The organism is Streptomyces sp. NPDC002742 (assembly GCF_042888885.1).
GTDB lineage: Bacteria > Actinomycetota > Actinomycetes > Streptomycetales > Streptomycetaceae > Streptomyces.
The window spans coordinates 15,373-34,456 of sequence record NZ_JBIAQF010000009.1 but is presented as its reverse complement, the minus strand read 5'-3'; the positions used below and the strand labels follow the sequence as shown (position 1 = coordinate 34,456).

At 70.3% G+C, this 19,084-nt stretch carries 13 protein-coding genes; 7 read left to right on the top strand and 6 right to left on the bottom strand.

Annotated elements, in window-relative coordinates:
• Positions 1 to 43: 43 nt before the first annotated feature.
• The 3 genes from ACFYW8_RS17510 to ACFYW8_RS17500 form a co-directional block, all read right to left on the bottom strand.
• Complete coding sequence (locus tag ACFYW8_RS17510) at positions 44 to 2,500, bottom strand: FAD-dependent oxidoreductase (protein ID WP_389075254.1); 2,457 nt, start codon at positions 2,498 to 2,500, stop codon at positions 44 to 46.
• 259 nt (positions 2,501 to 2,759) lie between these two features.
• Entirely contained in the window at positions 2,760 to 3,845 is a 1,086-nt protein-coding gene (locus ACFYW8_RS17505) for an S-(hydroxymethyl)mycothiol dehydrogenase (protein WP_389075250.1), read from the bottom strand.
• Positions 3,846 to 4,186: 341 nt separating this feature from the next.
• On the bottom strand, positions 4,187 to 5,008 hold the full coding sequence (locus tag ACFYW8_RS17500; protein WP_389075245.1) for an IclR family transcriptional regulator: 822 nt from the start codon (positions 5,006 to 5,008) through the stop codon (positions 4,187 to 4,189).
• A gap of 213 nt (positions 5,009 to 5,221) precedes the next feature.
• Between ACFYW8_RS17500 and ACFYW8_RS17495 the strand changes: the two genes are divergently transcribed.
• A complete protein-coding gene (locus ACFYW8_RS17495; RefSeq protein ID WP_389075241.1) occupies positions 5,222 to 5,542 on the top strand; it encodes a bifunctional 3-phenylpropionate/cinnamic acid dioxygenase ferredoxin subunit in 321 nt (106 codons plus the stop codon).
• Positions 5,543 to 5,756: 214 nt separating this feature from the next.
• A complete protein-coding gene (locus ACFYW8_RS17490; protein WP_389075236.1) occupies positions 5,757 to 6,959 on the top strand; it encodes an NAD(P)/FAD-dependent oxidoreductase in 1,203 nt (400 codons plus the stop codon).
• A 177-nt stretch (positions 6,960 to 7,136) separates the two neighbouring features.
• On the opposite strand, the gene ACFYW8_RS17485 is transcribed toward ACFYW8_RS17490, so the two are convergent.
• Positions 7,137 to 7,775 (bottom strand): hypothetical protein, encoded by a 639-nt coding sequence (locus tag ACFYW8_RS17485; RefSeq protein WP_389075232.1) that lies wholly within the window; start codon positions 7,773 to 7,775, stop codon positions 7,137 to 7,139.
• A 422-nt stretch (positions 7,776 to 8,197) separates the two neighbouring features.
• On the opposite strand from ACFYW8_RS17485, the gene ACFYW8_RS17480 reads away from it, so the two are divergent.
• Genes ACFYW8_RS17480 through ACFYW8_RS17460 form a run of 5 tightly spaced genes read left to right on the top strand, consistent with a single transcriptional unit; the run spans position 8,198 to position 16,264 of the window.
• Positions 8,198 to 11,170, top strand: a complete 2,973-nt coding sequence (locus ACFYW8_RS17480) for a nitrate- and nitrite sensing domain-containing protein (RefSeq protein ID WP_389075227.1) — start codon at positions 8,198 to 8,200, stop codon at positions 11,168 to 11,170.
• The gene (locus tag ACFYW8_RS17475) at positions 11,167 to 11,607 is read left to right on the top strand and encodes a roadblock/LC7 domain-containing protein (RefSeq protein WP_365878720.1); all 441 of its coding nucleotides are present in this window, start codon (positions 11,167 to 11,169) and stop codon (positions 11,605 to 11,607) included. The genes ACFYW8_RS17480 and ACFYW8_RS17475 overlap by 4 nt, the downstream gene beginning before the upstream one ends.
• A 9-nt stretch (positions 11,608 to 11,616) precedes the next feature.
• Complete coding sequence (locus ACFYW8_RS17470; protein WP_389075220.1) at positions 11,617 to 12,012, top strand: DUF742 domain-containing protein; 396 nt, start codon at positions 11,617 to 11,619, stop codon at positions 12,010 to 12,012.
• Positions 12,013 to 12,036: 24 nt separating this feature from the next.
• Positions 12,037 to 15,678, top strand: coding sequence for a hydantoinase B/oxoprolinase family protein (locus ACFYW8_RS17465; RefSeq protein WP_389075216.1), 3,642 nt, complete (start codon positions 12,037 to 12,039; stop codon positions 15,676 to 15,678).
• Complete coding sequence (locus ACFYW8_RS17460) at positions 15,659 to 16,264, top strand: ATP/GTP-binding protein (RefSeq protein ID WP_389075211.1); 606 nt, start codon at positions 15,659 to 15,661, stop codon at positions 16,262 to 16,264. The genes ACFYW8_RS17465 and ACFYW8_RS17460 overlap by 20 nt, the downstream gene beginning before the upstream one ends.
• Positions 16,265 to 16,441: 177 nt before the next feature.
• Here the strand turns inward: ACFYW8_RS17460 and glpK are convergent, their stop codons facing one another.
• Positions 16,442 to 17,962 (bottom strand): glycerol kinase GlpK, encoded by a 1,521-nt coding sequence (gene glpK, locus ACFYW8_RS17455; RefSeq protein ID WP_365878712.1) that lies wholly within the window; start codon positions 17,960 to 17,962, stop codon positions 16,442 to 16,444.
• A gap of 100 nt (positions 17,963 to 18,062) precedes the next feature.
• Positions 18,063 to 18,803 (bottom strand): MIP/aquaporin family protein, encoded by a 741-nt coding sequence (locus tag ACFYW8_RS17450; RefSeq protein ID WP_365878710.1) that lies wholly within the window; start codon positions 18,801 to 18,803, stop codon positions 18,063 to 18,065.
• Positions 18,804 to 19,084 lie beyond the last annotated feature (281 nt).

Here is a 19,084-nt window from a genome sequence, read left to right as displayed (position 1 = left end):
GCCTCCTCCTGCCTTTTGTCCGGCTCTTGCCTCTTCATCGGATTCAACGGCGGATTCGGTTCATCTTCGGATCGAAGAGCGGTTCCTCGGCGACGGTCGCGGGGAGCTTCTCGCCGAAGTAGCCGATGTGCACGCCCGTGCCGGTGGGAAGAGCCGGCAGCCAGGCGTACGCGACGCAGCGGCCGAGCGTGTAGCCGTACGAGGCACTGGTGACGTAGCCGGCGGGGGCGCCGCCGACATGGACGGGCTCCTTGCCGAGGACGACGGCACAGGGGTCGTCGAGGAGCAGCGGCGTGAGCCTGCGGGCGGGCTCCTGCGCCGCGAGGCACTGCAAGGCCTCCTGGCCGACGAAACCGTCCTTGTCCATGCGGACGGCGAAGCCGACCCCCGCCTCGTACGGGTTGTGCTCGTCGGTCATGTCGGTGCCCCAGGCCCGGTATCCCTTCTCCAGGCGGAGGGAGTTGAAGGCCGAGCGCCCGGCGGCGACCACGCCGTGGGGGCGGCCCGCCTCCCAGAGCGTGTCCCAGAGCCTGAGCCCCAGGTCGGCAGTCGTGTACAGCTCCCAGCCGAGCTCACCGACGTAGCTCAACCGCAGGGCGGTGACGGGGACATGCCCGAGATACGTCTCCTTGGCACGGAAGTAGCCGAAACCCTCGTGCGAGAAGTCGTCGCGGGTCAGCGGCTGCACGAGGTCCCGGGCGAGCGGCCCCCACACGCCGACGCAGCAGGTGCCGGAGGTGATGTCCCTGATGTGCACGTCCTGCGGGGCGTGCCGCAGCAGCCAGTCCAGGTCCGCGGGGGAGTTGGCGCCGACCTGGAAACGGTCGGGGGCCAGCCGGGCGACGGTGAGGTCGGAGCGCACGCCGCCGGCCTCGTCGAGGAGCAGCGTGTAGGTGACCGCGCCGGGCCTCTTGCGGAGGTTGTTGGTGGTCATGCGCTGGAGGAAGGCGAGGGCGCCGGGGCCGGTCACTTCGAGACGGCGCAGCGGGGTCATGTCGTACAGGGCGACCGTCTCGCGGGTCGCCCTCGCCTCGGCGGCGGCGATCGGGGACCAGTATCGAGCCGACCACGCGTCGCGTTCCGGGAGGGGCCCGAGCGTGTCGACGAGCGGGGCGTTCGCCTCGTACCAGTGCGGCCGCTCCCAGCCACCGCCCTCCAGGAAGCGCGCGCCGAGCTGCTGCTGCCGGGCGTAGAAGGGGCTGACACGCAGGGGGCGCGGCTGCTCCAGCGGCTGGAGGGGGTGCAGGATGTCGTACACCTCGACGAACTGCCGCGAACCGCGTTCACGGACGTACGACGGTGAACGCTGTACGTCCTCGAAACGCGCGAGATCGCACTCGTGCAGATCGAGGGACGCGCGCCCGTCGACCATCCATTCGGCGACGGCCTTGGCCACACCGGCGGAGTGGGTGACCCAGACGGCCTCGGCCAGCCAGAAACCGCGGAGCTGCCGGGACTCCCCGAGCACCGGCATGCCGTCCGGGGTGAAGGAGAAGACGCCGTTGAAGCCCTCCTCGATCTCCGTGGCGCGCAGCGCGGGAAGCAGCCGGCGGCAGTCGTCCCAGCTCGGCGCCCAGTCCTCCCCGGTGAACGGGTACGAGGACGGCATCGCCATGTCGTTCGCGCGTGCCTCGTCGTACGGGAGGATCCCGAACGGGTCGACCGGCAGCGACTGGTGGGCGTAGCTGCCGATGCCGACGCGGTCGTGGTGCTCGCGGAAGTAGAGGTCGCGGTCCTGGAAGCGGAGGATGGGCTTCGAGGCCTCGGACTCGGCTCCGGCGAGTTCGGGGAGCGGCCGAGTCTTCGCGTACTGGTGCGCGAGCGGTTGCAGGGGTACGTCGACTCCGGCCATGCGCCCGATGACGGGTCCCCAGAAGCCGGCAGCGGACACGACGTGATCGGCGGGGAACGTGCCGCGGTCGGTGACGACGCCGGTGACCCTGCCGTCCGCGCTCTCGATGCCGGTGACCGTGTGACGGTCGAGGAAGCGGGCACCCCGCCCGGTCGCGCGCTCCATCTGCGCGCGGGCCGCGAGCAGGGCGCGGGCCAGTCCGTCGTCCGGGGTGTGGAAGCCGCCGAGGACGGCCGACCGGTCGATGAGCGGCCAGAGTTCCTTGCACCGGTCGGCGCCGACGATCTCGCCGCGGACTCCCCATGAGGCCGCGTAACCGGCCCTGCGGTGCAGGTCGGCCAGGCGCTCGGGGGTGGTCGCGAGCTCCAGCCCGCCCACCCGGTCGAAGCAGGGGACGCCGTCGACCTGAAGGGAGGAGAACTTCTCGACCGTGTAGCGGGCGAACGCCGTCAGCGTCTTGGAAGGGCTGGTCTGGAACACGAGGCCCGGCGCGTGAGAGGTGGAGCCGCCAGGGGCGGGCAGCGGGCCCTGTTCGAGAACGGTGACGTCGCTCCAGCCGCGGGCGGTCAGCTCGTCGGCGAGGGAGCAACCGACGATGCCGGCGCCGATGACGACGACACGGGGATGGCCTACAGGAGTGCTGGACATGTCCCTCCTTGCCGGGGTGGGGGAGTGAAAGCGCTCAGGTGGCGCGGGCGTCGGACCGCTCAGGGTCCGCGGCGGTGTCGGTGTCGCGAGAGGTGCGGACGACCGTGCCGCCGGGGAGGGCGGGAAGTCGGTCGCGAACGGCCGCAAGTCGGTCGCGAACGGCCGCCCCGGCCGGTCGACGGGTCTGGGTGCGTGGGGCCACCCGCGCTGAACAGGCAGGACGCGAGGACGCGTTGGCCCCACCCCGCGCCCCGGACGCTCACAGGACCACCACCGACCGGAGCACCTCGCCCCGGTGCATCTTCGCGAACGCCTCCTCGACCTGGTCGAGCGAGATCGTCTCGCTGACGAAGGCGTTGAGGTCCAGCAGCCCGTACAAGTACTGGTCGACGAGGAAGGGGAAGTCGCGGCTCGGCAGACAGTCGCCGTACCAGGAGGACTTCAGGGCGCCGCCGCGCGAGAACAGGTCGCTCAGCGGCAGCTCGATCCGCGCCTCGGGGTCGGGCACGCCCACCTGGACGAGCACACCGGCGTGGTCGCGCATGTAGAAGGCCTGCCTGTACGTCTCCGGCCGGCCCACGGCGTCGATGGCGATGTCGACTCCGAAACCGTCGGTCAGCGCGCGTACGGCCTCGACCGGGTCCGTCCCCCGCGAGTTGACGGTGTGGGTGGCGCCGAACCGCTCCGCCAGGTCGAGCTTCCTGTCGTCGATGTCGACGGCGATGACCTTCATCGCGCCGTTCAGGCAGGCGCCCGCGATGGCCGCGTTGCCCACGCCGCCGCAGCCGATCACGGCGACGGTGTCACCGCGCCCGACGTTGCCGGTGTTGACGGCGGCGCCGTATCCGGCCATGACGCCGCAGCCGATCAGCCCGGCAGCCTCCGGCCGTGCCGCCGGGTCGATCTTCACCGCCTGTCCGGCCGCGACCAGGGTCTTCTCGGCGAAGGCGCCGATACCGAGGGCACTGCTGAGGGGGGTGCCGTCGAGAAGGGTCATCGGCTGGGTCGCGTTGCGCGAGTCGAAGCAGTACCAGGGGCGGCCGCGGCGACAGGAGCGGCAGGTGCCGCAGGGGGCGCGCCAGGCGAGGACCACGTAGTCGCCCGGCGCCACCTCGGTGACGCCCTCGCCGACCGCCTCGATGGTGCCGGCCGCCTCATGGCCCAGCAGGAAGGGGAACTCGTCGTTGATCGCGCCTTCCCGGTAGTGCAGATCCGTGTGGCAGACCCCGCAGGCCCGGACGTCGACGAGTACCTCACCGGGGCCCGGGTCGGGAACGAGGATCGTCTGCACCTCGACGGGGGCGCCCTTTTTGACTGCGACCGCGGCACGGACCTCGTGGGGCACGACAAGCTCCTCTGCTGTTGCGCATTACACGATGGGTTGCGTGATGGGGAACATACTGAGAACGCCTTCAGGTAGCCGTCAAGGGGTGGGGGTTAACCCTTGGCAAAAGGAACGGGAGGCCCGAAACGTGGGGGACACACAACGACGCGGGGCCGGGAGGATCCCGGCCCCGCGTCACGAAGAGGGCGCTCTCAAGGGACGCCGGGCAGTTGGGGAGAGCGGTGATCGCGGTGGTCGAGTCGGTCGAGGCGGTGGCGGGGTGGCGGTGGTGGTGCCGATGCCCGGCGGCGCGGCGCCACCGGTAGCAGCGGGCGGAGTCGGAGTCGGCCGCCTCCGCCGTCTCAGAAGCCGTAGCCCATCCGGCGGGACAACTCGGCTCCCGCGGCCACCGTCCGCTTGGACAGCTCCGGCAGGCGGTCCGCGTTCAGCCGGTACACCGGTCCCGACACACTGATCGCGGCGATCACCTTGCCGTCGTGTGCCCGCACCGGCGCGGCCACGGCGGCGAGCCCCAGCTCCAGTTCCTCGAGCGTGATGCCGTATCCCTGCTCGGTCACGGCTTCCAGCTCGGCGCGCAGGGTGGACGGCCCGGTGATCGTGCGCTCCGTGAAGCGCGGCAGAGGGCGAGCCAGCAAACCCTCCCGCAAGGTGGGCGGCATGTGTGCGAGCAGCACCTTCCCGCTTGATGTGGCGTGCAGCGGGGTGCGTCTGCCCAGCCAGTTCTGCGCGGTGACCGACGCGGTGCCGCGCGCCTGCATGATGTTGACGGCCGCGTCGTCGTCCAGGACGGCGATGTTGACGGTCTCGCCCAGTTCGTCGGCGAGTTCGCGGCAGACCGGTACGCCTTCCTGGGAGATGTCGAGGCGCACCGCCGCCGCCCCCGCGAGACGCAGCAGGGCGGCTCCCAGGTAGTACTTGCCGCGGTCCTTGGCCTGCGTGACCAGGCCGCGGTTCTCCAGAACGCCGAGCAGCCGGAACGCGGTGGACTTGTGCACGTCCAGTTCCTCGGCGATCTCGGTGACGCCGGCTTCGCCGAGCCGGGCGAGGATCTCCAGCACGCTCACGGCGCGGTCCACCGACTGGACGGCGCTGCCAGCGCCCCTGCCGCTCTGGTTCTCGGGGGTCTCCTCGGGGCGTTCGGCCCGCTTCTGCGTGCGCGTCATGGATCGGCTCTCTCCAGCTGGCGGCCCCGTTCGGGCCGCATCTGCGGGAAGCCCTTGACGTGACGGGATTCCCGCGCGGATTCTGTTGCGCATAGCGCTTCATCGTGCGCCATGCGAAACATCATGTTACCGAAGCGTCCGGAACCCGGAAGGTTCCCGACGACCTGGACCTGAGAGGTCGCGGACGAGTTGTCCGGACCGAGAGGAGGGCCCATGATTCCCGTCTGCCGCCTTGAAGACCTCCCCGAGGGTGAATCCGTCCGCGTCGGGACCACGCCACCGGTCGCCGTGTTCAACGCCGACGGCGAGTTGTACGCCATCGACGACACCTGCACCCACCAGGACGCCTCCCTCTCGGAGGGCTGGCTGGAGGGCTGTCTTGTCGAATGCCCGCTGCACGCGGCCTCGTTCGATCTCCGTACCGGCCTGCCGACGTGCCTTCCCGCACGCCGCCCCGTCCGCACCCACCGTGTCACCGTCGACGACGGAATGATCCATGTCCACCTTGCCGCCGAAGAGGGCACCGCCGCATGATCACCGTGCCCTCTGCCCGCGGACACCACGTCGGCCACCCGGCCGGAATGGACGCCGCCCGCTCCGCCCTCCCCTCCATCACCGGACCGGGCCGCGTCGGCCAGGTGTGCGGAGGGGGTCATCGGAGCCGCATGAGGTTCCTCCGCCCCGCGGCCTGCTTGAGCCGAGTTCGTCATGTGAGTGCCACGAGCCTCCGTGCTGTCGGGTGGGTCCTATGAGGACCGTGACCGTCGTCGGTGCCTCCCTCTCCGGTCTGTACGCCGCCCGTGAGCTGCGCGCCCGGGGCTTCGACGGACGACTGGTGATCGTCGGAGACGAACCCCACCACCCCTACGACCGGCCTCCTCTCTCGAAGGACTTCCTCACTGGTCGCGCCGACGAGGACCGACTCGCCCTGACGGACGCCGAGGAGTGCGCCGAACTCGACGCCCAGTGGCTACTCGGCGTACGTGCCCGCGGCCTCGACGTCCGTGACCGCGCTGTCCTCCTGGACGACGGCCGCACCGTCTCCACGGACGGAGTGGTCATCGCCACGGGCGCGTCCGCCCGCCGCCTTCCGGGTGACGGTCTCGTCGGTGTGCACACCCTGCGCACCCTCGACGACGCCCGTGCCCTGCGTGCGGAACTCACCGCGGGACAGCGCCGCGTCGTCGTCATCGGCGGCGGCTTCATCGGCGCCGAGACCGCCTCCTCCTGCGCCGCCCTCGGTCATGACGTCACCGTCGTCGAGACCGCGCCGCTGCCCCTTGTTCCCCAACTCGGCCCGTACATGGCAGCCGTGTGCGCCGCACTGCACCGGCGCGCTGGCACCGGTCTCGTCACCGGAACCGGCGTCGCAGGGTTCCGGGGGAGCGGCGGCCCGTCTTCCCGCACGGTCACCGGAGTGAAGCTGTCCGACGGCCGCTCGCTGCCCGCCGATGTCGTGATAGTCGGGATCGGCGCCGCCCCGAACACCGGCTGGCTGGCGGGTTCGACGCTCGCCGTCAACGACGGCGTGCTGTGCGACGGCGGCTGTGTGACCGGACTTCCGCAGGTCGTCGCCGTCGGTGATGTCGCCCGGGTCGGTGGCACCCGCACCGAGCACTGGACCTCCGCAACCGAGCAACCCCGCGTCGCGGTGAGCAACTTGCTCGCCCAACGCACCGTGGCGACCGTGCGATCCCTGCCCTGCTTCTGGTCCGACCAGTACGGTGCGCGGATCCAGTTCGCGGGCCGACGCCAGGAATCGGACACAGTCCGGATCGTCGAGGGCGCCCTCGACGACGACGGCGGACCGGCACGGGGCGGCTTCCTCGCCCTCTACGAGCGTGGTGGCCGCACGACAGGAGTGCTCGCGGTCGACCGCACCCGTGCCTTCATGCGCGTCCGTCGTGAACTGGCGCGCAGCGAGGACCCGGTGGAGCCTGCGGCGCTGTGAGGCCGTCACTCCGTTGGCCGCCGGCCGTAGCCGCGTGGGGCAGGCGGAGGCCCGTCCTCTTCCCTCGCGTCGGCCGACTGAGTGGGCGGTGCCTCCTCATGCCTCCTCATGCCTCGTCGTGACGTGCCGTGCTCCCTCGTCCGCACCAGGGCCGAGGCGGGTAGGGCTGCCGCTCCGCTACGGGTGCGACAACTGCCCGGCCCCGCCCCGCCTGCGTATCCGCTCCTGGGCCCGTGCCGAGATCCGCGCCTGACGCCTGGCCTTGCGACGCTCGCGCCGGAGTGCCCGCGCTGTGCTGCTCGGCACCGACACCACGCCGTTCCGCTGGTTCCACACCTGGCGTGTCACCCAGACGTCCAGGGCGGCCCATGTAGCCACGACCGTACTGGCCACACTGCTCAGGACCATCGGGAAGGCCAGCCAGGACTCCGCCATCGTGCAAAGGAAGGCCACCACGGCCTCTATCAGCGTCACCGAGATGATGAGCACCGCGCGCACGGCCGACGTACGCACCGGATCGGGGAGCCGACGCCTGCGCGCGGGTTCCTCGATCCACAACGGCCGGTAGTGCGCCCGCTCTTCATAGTCCTCGTATCCGTCCGTGCCGACGTCCTTCTCGTCGACCCGGCCGCCCCTGTCCGCCGCGGTGTCCTGGCGGTCCGCCGTGCCGGGCCCGCCCGTCGTGGCCTGCCGCCTGTCCGGTCGACCCTGCCCAGCTGCCGGAATCTCGTGATCCGGTACCCGGGTGGCCAGCTGTGCCGCCTCGCGTGCAGCAACCCCTGTAGTGGGTGCTCCGCTCCGCTCCGCCGTGCCCATCAACTTGTCACTCCCCACCGCCTGGCAGCCCTCTCGCACGGGTGTCTTGCGACCCCCGCTCCCCAGTGGCTGCCCGGCTTGCGCTCTTTTACGCCGCCTGAACGCGAGATGCGGCGCCTGCGGCCGATTCCGCCCTCGGTTCCCGTACAGAAAGACGAACGACCTGCCCCGAAGATTCCCGCCGCGTGAAGAATTCCGGCCAACTGGCGATGTCCCCCGCTCCGATGCGATCCGGCCCCAAGTGCCGGGTTCGGGGAGGTAATCTCCCCCAATGAACGGACAACTCCCCATGTCTCGTTCCCTGTCGAGCAGGTGCCGCGGCCGGATGGGTCTTCGAGTTAACTCCGGGTCAGTAGTAGGCTCACGCCGTTTGTTGACGCACATGTGTACCCCCTGCCGAGGGGGGCGAGCTGGGGGAGGCCATGCGCTTTCGCGGGAAGTCCATCCGCCGGAAGATTGTGGCGCTGCTCCTCGTGCCCCTGGTGTCCTTGACCGCGATCTGGGCTTTCGCGACCGTGCTCACGGGGCGTGAGGCAAGCCGGCTCTTCAGCGTCTCCGAAATCGTGAAGAAGATCGGCTATCCGACCGAGGACACCGTCAGAGTCCTCCAGCAGGAACGCCGCCAGACACTCGTCTACTTGGCCGATCCCCGCGCGTCCGACGGGCTCGCTGCGCTCAAGCGCAGCCGCGGTGTCACGGACCGCATCGTGGCGAAGATCCGCAGGAACGCCAAGGACGAGGGCGTCCGCAAGGAACTGAGCGGGGGGACCGCTGAGCGCCTCGCTTCTCTCCTCGACGCGGTCGACGGGATCTCCTCGCTGCGCAGCGGCATCGAGAACGGCACCGTCAACCGTGTCCAGGCCCTCGGCCTCTACAACCGTCTGATCGATCCCTGCTACGTCCTGATGGCCAACCTGCACGTGGTCGACGATGTGGAGCTGGACAAAGAAGGCCGCGCCCTCGTCAACGTGTCCCGCGCCCGCGAACTGCTCTCGCGTGAGGACGCTCTCCTCGGCTCCGCACTGGTCGCCGGTCACATCACCAGGGACGAACTCCGCGACATCTCCGACCTCGTGGCCCAGCGCACCCTCCTGTACGACATCAGCCTGCCGTTGCTGCCCGCCTCGGAACGCGACCGCTTCGAGCGCTACTGGCGGAACGCCGGCACCGGGCCCCTGCGTGCGGCGGAGCAGGCCGTCGACGCTTCCACGGCCGGCTCGCCGAGCGGCGTCACCTCTAAGAGCTGGGACGGCGCGGCCGGGCACGTGCTCGCCGAACTCGGCGAACTCGAGGACCGGGCAGGCGACCATTACCGTGCCCGGGTCAGGCCCGTGGCCATGGGAGTCGTCCTCCAGGCTGTCGTCGCGGGCGTGGTCGGTCTGATCGCCCTGCTGATCTCGCTCGTCATGTCCGTGCGCATCGGCCGGAGCCTCATCCGCGACCTGCGCCGCCTGCGTCTGGAGGCCCACGAGGCGTCCGGTGTACGGCTGCCCAGCGTCATGCGGCGTCTCTCCGCCGGTGAACAGGTCGACGTCGAGACCGAAGTGCCCCGCCTGGAGTACGACAGGAACGAGATGGGCGAGGTCGGTCAAGCCCTCAACACCCTTCAGCGCGCGGCCGTCGAGGCGGCCGTCAAGCAGTCCGAACTGCGCGAGGGCGTCTCCGAGGTCTTCGTCAATCTCGCGCGCCGCAGCCAGGTACTGCTCCACAAACAACTCACCCTCCTCGACACGATGGAGCGCAGGACCGAGGACACCGACGAACTGGCCGACCTGTTCCGCCTCGACCACCTGACCACCCGGATGCGCCGCCACGCCGAGGGCCTCGTCATCCTGTCGGGCGCGGCACCGTCACGGCAGTGGCGAAAGCCGGTCCAGCTCATGGACATCGTCCGCGCGGCCGTCGCGGAGGTCGAGGACTACGAACGCGTCGAGGTACGCCGACTGCCGCGCGTCGCCGTCAAGGGTCCCGCCGTCGCCGACCTCACGCATCTCGTAGCCGAGCTCCTGGAGAACGCCACGGTGTTCTCGCCCCCGCACACGGCCGTTCACGTCGTCGGTGAGCGCGTCGCCAACGGCTTCACCCTGGAGATCCACGACCGCGGACTCGGCATGGCCGCCGAGGCGCTGCTCGACGCCAATCTGCGGCTCGCCGAGACCCCGGAGTTCGAACTCTCCGACACCGACCGGCTCGGCCTCTTCGTGGTCAGCCGGCTAGCCCAGCGGCAGAACGTTCGCGTCTCGCTCCAGCCGTCCCCGTACGGCGGCACCACCGCGGTCGTCTTCATGCCTGACGCCCTGCTCACCGACGACGTGCCGGACACCAACGGCAGCGGATTCCGCCTCGACCGCGCCCTGCCCGCCAAGGAGGGCAAGACCGACGAACGCCGCAACGCGGCACTCGCACAGTCGCCGGTGCGTCTGCCGGGACTGCCCGCCTCGGTCCTGGACGGCCCCGTCGAGCTGGACGCGCCCGTCGACCTGGACGCCCTCACGGGATTCTCCGGCGCCCTCGGCGACGACGACAGCGAACGCGGGGGACTGTTCCGTCCGCGGCGCTCGATCGCAGGGGTTCCCGCAGGACGGCGCCGACGGGCCAGCGACAGCACCGACGATCCCACCCCCTCCGAAGACGACGACCGTCCGGGCACCGATCCAGTCCCTCCGCCACTACGCCGGGCGCCCAAGCTCGTCAGCTCCCACGGGAGACCTGTCACTCAGACCAGGTCGTGGCGCGGCCGGGCGGACGACGAAACGGTCCGGGACCTCGAATCCGTGCGGAACCTCGGCACCCCGTCGGGCCCGGAGCCGAGGGACAGGGTGGATCGCCCGGAACGCCGTACGACGGAACGAGAAGGCGCGAAGCCACTGCCTAAGCGGCGCGGCGAGCCATCCGCTGCCTCGGCCAGGCACGGCGCAGAGCGCCCCGGTGCTCCCGGTCCGCGTGGGGCTTTCGGCACACCCGAGAGACCCGGCCTTCATGAGACACCCGAACCTCGCAGAGCGCCCGGCCTCCGTGAGGCACCCGGCCAACCGGAAGCCCCGGCTCTGCCCCGGCGCACCCGCACCACCGCGTCGGCCACGAGCCCGGACGACGCGACCTCGCGGCGCGAACCCGCGCCGCGGCAGGCAGAATCGGGCACGGCCCCGCTGCCCCGGCGCGTCCGGCAGGCCAGTCTGGCCCCGCAGTTGAAGGACGGACCGGAGCGGCTCGCCGAGCGCGGCAACGGCCGCGGCGGTACGGGGGCGGACCCCGCCGACCGGGACGCCGACGAAGTACGCAGCCGGATGGCCTCGCTCCAGCGGGGCTGGCAGCGCGGCCGCGACGAGAACGCCGTGGGCGACCAGGCCCAGGACGGCTCAGCACGACGAACGACAAAGGGGGACGGTCGATGACCGCACCGAAGGCCGCAGGGCCCATCGCGACCAGCAATGTGTCCGGTGAGCTGAACTGGCTTCTCGACGAACTGGTGGACCGCGTCGCCAGCATTCACAAGGCGATCGTGCTCTCCGGCGACGGCCTTCCCACCGGGGCCTCGAAGGACCTCACCCGGGAGGACAGCGAGCACCTGGCCGCCGTGGCCTCCGGCTTCCACAGCCTCGCCAAGGGCGTCGGCCGGCACTTCGAGGCGGGCAGCGTCCGTCAGACCGTCGTCGAACTCGACGAGGCCTTCCTGTTCGTCACGGCCGCGGGGGACGGCAGCTGCCTCGCCGTCCTCTCTGACGCCGACTCGGACGTGGGCCAGGTCGCGTACGAAATGACGCTCCTCGTCAAGCGAGTCGGCGTACATCTGGCCGCCGGTCCGCGCACCGATCTGCCTTCGGGCGGGTAGTGGGATGACATGAGCGGAGACGGTCAGGGAAGACGCCACTGGTTCGACGACGAGGCGGGACCGGTGGTCCGGCCGTACGCCATGACCCGCGGCCGCACCACCAGCGCAGCCCAGCACCGCCTCGATCTGATCGCGCTGGTGGTCACGGAACAGCACGCCGAGGACCCCGAGGCGGACCACTCGCTGTCCCCGGAACATGTGGACATCGTCGAACTCTGCCGTCACATTCCCCAGTCGGTCGCCGAACTCGCAGCCGAACTCGATCTGCCCATTGGAGTGGTACGGGTCCTCATCGGGGACCTGGTGGATGACGAAATGGTCCATGTGACACGTCCCATACCCCCTGCCGAGCTGCCGGACGAGAGTATTCTGCGCGACGTGATCAGCGGCCTCCGGGCGCTCTGAGCTGGGCGGAAACGGGGAACAGACGTGACAGGCTGGCAGTTCTGGGTCGACCGGGGCGGTACCTTCACGGACATCGTCGCGCGCCGTCCGGACGGGCGGCTGCTCACACACAAGCTGCTCTCCGACAATCCGTCCCGCTACGCGGACGCGGCCGTCGCGGGCGTCCGTGAACTCCTCGGCGGCGAAGGGGACGCCCCGGGCGCCCCGGTCGACGCCGTCCGCATGGGCACCACCGTCGCGACCAACGCCCTCTTGGAACGCAAGGGCGAGCGCACCCTCCTCGTCACCACCCGGGGCTTTCGCGACGCGCTGCGCATCGCCTACCAGAACCGCCCGAGGATCTTCGCCCGCGCGATCGAACTCCCCGAGCTGCTCCACGAGCGGGTGATCGAGGTCGACGAACGGATCGCCGCCGACGGCACCGTCCTGCGCGCCCCCGACCTGGACGCGCTCGTCGTACGCCTCCAGGAGGCGTACGACGACGGGATCCGCGCGGTCGCCGTGGTCTGCATGCACAGCCACCTCCACCCCGCCCACGAACAGGCCGTGGGCGAGCTGGCGGCCCGCGTCGGTTTCCCGCAGATCTCCCTCTCCAGCGAGGTCAGCCCGCTGATGAAGCTGGTGCCGCGCGGTGACACGGCCGTCGTCGACGCCTACCTGTCGCCCGTACTGCGCCGCTACGTCGAGCACGTCGCCGCCGAACTCCGCGGCGTACGGGTGATGTTCATGCAGTCCAACGGAGGCCTTGCCGAGGCTGGTCAGTTCCGCGGCAAGGACGCCATCCTGTCCGGACCCGCGGGGGGCATCGTCGGCATGGCCCGGATGTCGCAACTCGCCGGCTTCGACCGCGTCATCGGCTTCGACATGGGAGGGACGTCCACAGACGTCTCCCACTTCGCCGGAGAGTACGAGCGGACCTTCACCACCCAAATCGCCGGGGTCCGGCTGCGCGCCCCCATGCTGGACATCCACACCGTCGCCGCGGGTGGCGGCTCGGTGCTCCACTTCGACGGCTCCCGCTACCGTGTGGGTCCCGGCTCGGCCGGCGCCGACCCCGGACCCGCCTGCTACCGGAACGGCGGCCCCCTGACGGTCACCGACGCCAACGTCGCACTCGGCCGCATCCAGCCTGCCCACTTCCCGAAGGTGTTCGGCCCCGATGGGGACCAGCCCCTGGACAGCTCCTTGGTCCGCGACCGGTTCACAGCCCTCGCCACCGAGATCCGCGAGAGTACCGGTGACGAGCGCACCCCGGAGCAGGTCGCCGAAGGCTACCTGCAGATCGCCGTGGCCGACATCGCCAACGCCGTCAAGCGGATCTCCGTACAGAAGGGCCACGACGTCACCCGCTACACGCTGACCACCTTCGGCGGCGCCGGTGGCCAGCACGCGTGCATGGTCGCCGACTCGCTCGGCATCCGCACCGTCCTGGTCCCGCCCATGGCGGGCGTCCTGTCCGCCCTCGGCATCGGACTCGCCGATACGACGGCCATGCGCGAACAGTCCGTCGAGGCGACCCTCGAACCGTCCTCGATGCCCGGCATTCTCAGGACCGCCGACGCCCTGGAGAGCGCCACCCGCGCCGAACTCCTCGCCGAGGACGTCCCCGAGCACCGCATCCGGATCACCCGCCGAGCCCAGCTCCGCTATGACGGCACGGACACGGCACTGGCCGTAGAACTCACCGAGCCCGACACCATGACCCACGCCTTCGAAGAACGTCATCGCGCCACGTACTCCTTCACCCTCGACCGTCCGGTCGTCGTCGAAGCCCTCTCCGTGGAAGCCACCGGTCTCACCGAACCCCCCGATCTCTCCGCCCTCGCCCCCTACGAGGCCGCATCGGCGTCCCGCTCCGCCACCGCGGAGACCGTCAGCCTCCACACGGGCGGCACCTGGCGGGAGGTGCCCCTGCACCGCCGCGAGGAACTCCCGCCCGGCGAGACCGTGAACGGACCCGCGATCATCGCCGAAGCGGGCGCGACGACCGTCGTCGACCACGGCTGGCGGGCCGCGACGACCGGCGACGGGCATCTGGTCATGGAACGCGTGGCGATCACGGAGAGTTCCGATCTCGGCACGGAAGCGGACCCTGTTCTGCTCGAGGTCTTCAACAGCCTCTTCATGTCGATCGCGGAACAGATGGGCGCCCGCCTGGAATCGACCGCCCAGTCCGTCAACATCAAGGAGCGCCTGGACTTCTCCTGCGCCCTGTTCGACCCCGACGGCAACCTGGTGGCCAACGCCCCGCACATCCCGGTTCACCTGGGCTCGATGGGGACGAGCGTGCAGGAGGTCGTCCGGCGGCGCGGTGACACCATGAGGGCCGGGGACACCTACGCCGTCAACGATCCCTACCACGGCGGCACCCACCTCCCCGATGTCACCGTGATCACCCCGGTCTTCGACACGCAGGGTGAGCACATCCTGTTCTATGTCGCCTCGCGCGGTCATCATGCCGAGATCGGCGGCATCGCCCCGGGGTCCATGCCGGCGAACAGCCGCACCATCGACGAGGAGGGCGTCCTCTTCGACAACTGGCTGCTCGCCGAGAACGGCCGCTTCCGGGAGGCGGAGACACTGGCCCTGCTCACCGAGCCGCCCTACCCCTCGCGCAACCCGGGGACGAACCTCGCCGACCTGCGTGCCCAGATCGCGGCCAACCGGAAGGGCGTCGACGAAGTCGGCCGTATGATCGAGGACTTCGGCCTCGATGTCGTCCAGGCGTACATGAAGCACGTCCAGGACAACGCGGAGGAAGCGGTGCGCCGCGTCATCGACACCCTCGAAGACGGCGAGTTCGCCTACGAGACCGACTCAGGGGCGGTCATCCGTGTCCGGGTCTCGGCAGACCGGGAAACTCGCTCCGCCACTGTCGACTTCACGGGGACGTCCGCGCAGCTCACCACGAACTTCAACGCGCCCTTCGCCGTGGTCAACGCCGCGGTGCTGTATGTCTTCCGCACTCTGGTGGACGACGACATCCCGCTCAACGACGGCTGTCTGCGCCCTCTCCGTATCGTGGTGCCGCCGGGGTCGATGCTCGCTCCAGAGCCCCCGGCCGCCGTCGTCGCCGGCAACGTGGAGACGTCCCAAGCGATCACCGGCGCCCTCTATGCTGCCCTGGGCGTGCAGGCCGAGGGCTCCGGCACCATGAACAACGTCACCTTCGGCAACGAGCGCCACCAGTACTACGAGACCGTGGCCTCCGGATCGGGCGCGGGCGACGGCTTCCCCGGCGCCTCCGTCGTACAGACCCATATGACCAACTCGCGGCTCACCGACCCCGAGGTCCTGGAGTGGCGACTACCCGTCCTGCTCGACGAGTTCGCGATTCGACGCGGCAGCGGCGGCCTTGGACACTGGCGGGGCGGCGACGGCGCCGTACGCCGTATCCGGTTCCTGGAGCCGATGACCGTCTCGACGCTCTCCCAGCACCGCAGGGTGCCGCCGTACGGTATGGCGGGCGGCGGGCCCGGTGCTCTCGGCGCCAACCGGGTGGAGCGCGCCGACGGCACCGTCACGGAACTCGGCGGAAGCGACGCTGCGGACGTCGGCCCCGGCGACGTACTCGTCATCGAAACCCCCGGCGGCGGGGGCTACGGCCCACCGCCGCGCGACCCCCACACAGCAGGAGAAGAGATCGATGATCTTCGGGCGTTCTGAGCGCGGCAAGCCTCCGGTCGAGCCCGTCACGCTCAAGATCCTTGTGGCCGGCGGCTTCGGCGTGGGCAAGACGACCCTCGTCGGCGCGGTCAGCGAGATCAAGCCGCTGCGCACCGAGGAACTCCTCACCGAAGCGGGCCGGCCCGTCGACGACATCAGCGGCGTGGAGGGGAAGCACACCACCACCGTCGCCATGGACTTCGGCCGGATCACGCTGCGCGAGGACCTGGTGCTCTACCTGTTCGGGACCCCCGGCCAGGACCGCTTCTGGTTCCTCTGGGACGAGCTCGCCACGGGCGCCCTGGGGGCCGTCGTGCTGGCCGACACCCGCCGCCTGGAGGACTGCTTCGCCGCGGTCGACTACTTCGAACGGCGCTCCATACCCTTCGTGGTGGGGGTCAACTGCTTCGAGGAAGCCGCCCGTTACCCCGCGGAGGTCGTCCGCCAGGCCCTCGACCTCGACCCTGGTGTGCCCGTCGTCCTCTGTGACGCGCGGGACCGGGAGTCCGTCAAGGAGGTCCTCATCCGCGTCGTCCAGCACGCGATGGCGTACACCGCCGCCCGCCGCGAGAGCGTCACGACCTGACGCACACGCGGCTTTGCGACCGTCATGACAGGCAGGTGCGGCCCGTACCCCCACCGACCGGGGTACGGGCCGCGGTCATGCACGCGCGCGTGCTTCACCCGAGACGTACGCGCGCGTGGACTCCTGTCTCGCGCGGCACTCCGCCCACGCCCGACTCGGCCGGCGCGGGCGGAAAGGTCATTCGATGGTGTCGTCGTGCCAGCCGAAGCTCTTCTCCACCGCCTTGCGCCAGTTGTGGTATTCGCCGTCGCGCACCGAGGACTCCATGGACGGCGTCCATTCGACGTCCTTCCGCCAGTGCGACTTCAGCTCGTCGAGGTCGTTCCACACCCCGGTCGCGAGCCCGGCCGCGTACGCGGCGCCCAGACAGGTCGTCTCGGACACCTTCGGCCGGATCACCGGCACGTCGAGGACATCCGCCTGGTGCTGCATGAGCAGATTGTTCTTGGTCATGCCACCGTCCACCTTCAGGGTGGTGATCTGCACCCCGGAGTCCTGGTACATGGCGTCCACGACCTCACGCGTCTGCCAGCTCGTGGCTTCCAGAACCGCGCGCGCGAGATGCGCCTTCGTGACGTACCGGGTGAGACCGGTGATGACGCCGCGCGCGTCCGAGCGCCAGTAGGGGGCGAACAGGCCCGAGAAGGCGGGCACGATGTACGCGCCGCCGTTGTCCTCGACGCTCGCCGCCAGCGTTTCGATCTCGTCGGCGGAACGGATGATGCCCAGCTGGTCGCGGAACCACTGCACCAGCGCGCCCGTGATCGCGATCGACCCCTCGAGGCAGTAGACCGGCGCCTCCGTGCCGATCTTGTACCCCATGGTCGTCAGCAGTCCGTTCTTGGAGGGCACGGGCCTGTTGCCGGTGTTCAGCAGCAGGAAGCTGCCGGTGCCGTAGGTGTTCTTGGCGGTGCCGACGTCGTAGCAGGCCTGTCCGAAGACCGCCGCCTGCTGATCGCCGAGCGCCGACGCGACCGGGACACCGCCGAGTTGGCCCACGGCGATGCCGTACACCTCGGCGGAGGACCGGATCTCGGGGAGCACCGCCTCGGGGATGTTCATCGCGGAGAGGATGGACGGGTCCCACTGGAGGGTTTCCAGGTTCATCAGCATGGTGCGCCCGGCGTTTGTCACGTCGGTGACGTGCCGCCCGCCGTCCGTGCCGCCGGTCAGGTTCCAGATGAGCCACGAGTCGATGGTGCCGAAGGCGATCTCACCGTGCTCGGCGCGCGTGCGCAAGCCCGGGACGTTGTCGAGCAGCCAGGCCGCCTTGGGCCCGGAGAAGTAGCTCGCCAGGGGCAGGCCGGTCTGCTCGCGGAAGCGGTCCTGGCCGTCCGAGCCGCCCAGTTCGTTGCAGAGCGCCGACGTGCGGGTGTCCTGCCAGACGATCGCATTGTGGACGGGCTTGCCGGTGGCGCGGTCCCACAGAACCGTCGTCTCGCGCTGGTTGGTGATGCCGAGTGCGCTCAGCTGGTCGGCGCGCAGCCCGGCCTTGGCGATCGCTCCCGCGACCACGGCCTGCACCTTGGACCAGATCTCGGTGGCGTCGTGCTCCACCCAGCCCGGCTTGGGGAAGATCTGGCGGTGCTCGCGCTGGTCGACGGCGACGATCGCGCCGTCCTGGTCGAAGATGATGCAGCGGCTCGAAGTGGTGCCCTGGTCGATTGCGGCGACGTACTTCTCGGCGTTGTCCGTCATGTCGTCCCCTTACGTGTTCTTCGTCAGGAGGCTGCGTACTCGTCAGGAGGGTGGCTGGGCGTCGTCAGGCGGCCGCGCTCTCGGGGTGGCGGCGTTCTCGTCAGAAGGCAACGTTGTAGATCCCGGCGCCGATGGCGGCACCCGCGATCGGGCCGACCACCGGAATCCAGGAGTATCTCCACTCCGAGGTGCCCTTGTTGGGAATCGGAAGCAGCGCGTGGGTGAGGCGCGGCCCCAGGTCGCGGGCCGGATTGATGGCGTACCCGGTCGGGCCGCCCAGTGACAGGCCGATGCCGACGACGAGGAAGGAGATGAGCAGGACCGGCAGGCCCGCGTCGCCGATGCCGGCGACGTGCCTGCTGCCGCCGACCAGCCCCAGGATGGGCAGCATCAGGGCGGCCGTGGCGATGATCTCGGTGAGCAGGTTCTGCACCGGGTTGTCGATCTCGGGCCGCGTCGAGAAGATCCCCAAGGTCTCGATGGCCTTGTCCTCCTCGGCGTTGAGGTTGAACTGGCCGAGGTAGAGCAGCCAGCACAGGACCGCCCCGATGATGGCTCCGGCGAACTGCCCGAGGAGGTAGAAGGGCACGTCCGACCACTTGGTCGAGCCCTCGATCGCGAATCCGATGGTGACCGCCGGGTTGATCTGCCCTCCCGACAGCGGCGCCGAGGTGTAGGCGCCGGCGAGGACGCCGAAGCCCCACCCGAAGGCGATGACGACCCAGCCCGCTCCCTGGGCCTTGGATTTGTTCAGGGTGACAGCGGCGCACACACCCGCGCCGAACAGAATCAGGATCGCGGTGCCGATCAACTCGCCGACAAAGATGTCTCCGTCGCTCATGGCGGCTCCTAGGCTCTCGCCCGGGGCGGTTCCGCTCCGGGCTACCGTGCAGGGTGCGTTTCCCATGGCTGCTTCAACCGAAGGCAGGGAGATCCCGCGCCCCGCCCGGCGTCCGTGACGAGCGTGCCGTCGCGGCGGAATCGCCCGTGGGGGACGGCCTGGGCACCGGTCGGAGACCCGAGCGGTGCGGTGCCTGAAGACGTCCGAATGCGGCGATGCCGACTGACACCCGGAAGTGTTCTCCGGCGCCCAGGGGGCGTCAAGCTCGCGGACCGCAACGG

Excerpts from the sequence above, each read along its gene's own strand:
- ACFYW8_RS17510 (WP_389075254.1), bottom strand. The coding sequence starts at position 2,500 with ATGTCCAGCACTCCTGTAGGCCATCCCCGTGTCGTCGTCATCGGCGCC.
- ACFYW8_RS17500 (WP_389075245.1), bottom strand. The coding sequence starts at position 5,008 with ATGACGCGCACGCAGAAGCGGGCCGAACGCCCCGAGGAGACCCCCGAG.
- ACFYW8_RS17495 (WP_389075241.1), top strand. The coding sequence starts at position 5,222 with ATGATTCCCGTCTGCCGCCTTGAAGACCTCCCCGAGGGTGAATCCGTC.
- ACFYW8_RS17490 (WP_389075236.1), top strand. The coding sequence starts at position 5,757 with ATGAGGACCGTGACCGTCGTCGGTGCCTCCCTCTCCGGTCTGTACGCC.
- ACFYW8_RS17485 (WP_389075232.1), bottom strand. The coding sequence starts at position 7,775 with ATGGGCACGGCGGAGCGGAGCGGAGCACCCACTACAGGGGTTGCTGCA.
- ACFYW8_RS17480 (WP_389075227.1), top strand. The coding sequence starts at position 8,198 with ATGCGCTTTCGCGGGAAGTCCATCCGCCGGAAGATTGTGGCGCTGCTC.
- ACFYW8_RS17475 (WP_365878720.1), top strand. The coding sequence starts at position 11,167 with ATGACCGCACCGAAGGCCGCAGGGCCCATCGCGACCAGCAATGTGTCC.
- ACFYW8_RS17470 (WP_389075220.1), top strand. The coding sequence starts at position 11,617 with ATGAGCGGAGACGGTCAGGGAAGACGCCACTGGTTCGACGACGAGGCG.
- ACFYW8_RS17460 (WP_389075211.1), top strand. The coding sequence starts at position 15,659 with ATGATCTTCGGGCGTTCTGAGCGCGGCAAGCCTCCGGTCGAGCCCGTC.
- glpK (WP_365878712.1), bottom strand. The coding sequence starts at position 17,962 with ATGACGGACAACGCCGAGAAGTACGTCGCCGCAATCGACCAGGGCACC.
- ACFYW8_RS17450 (WP_365878710.1), bottom strand. The coding sequence starts at position 18,803 with ATGAGCGACGGAGACATCTTTGTCGGCGAGTTGATCGGCACCGCGATC.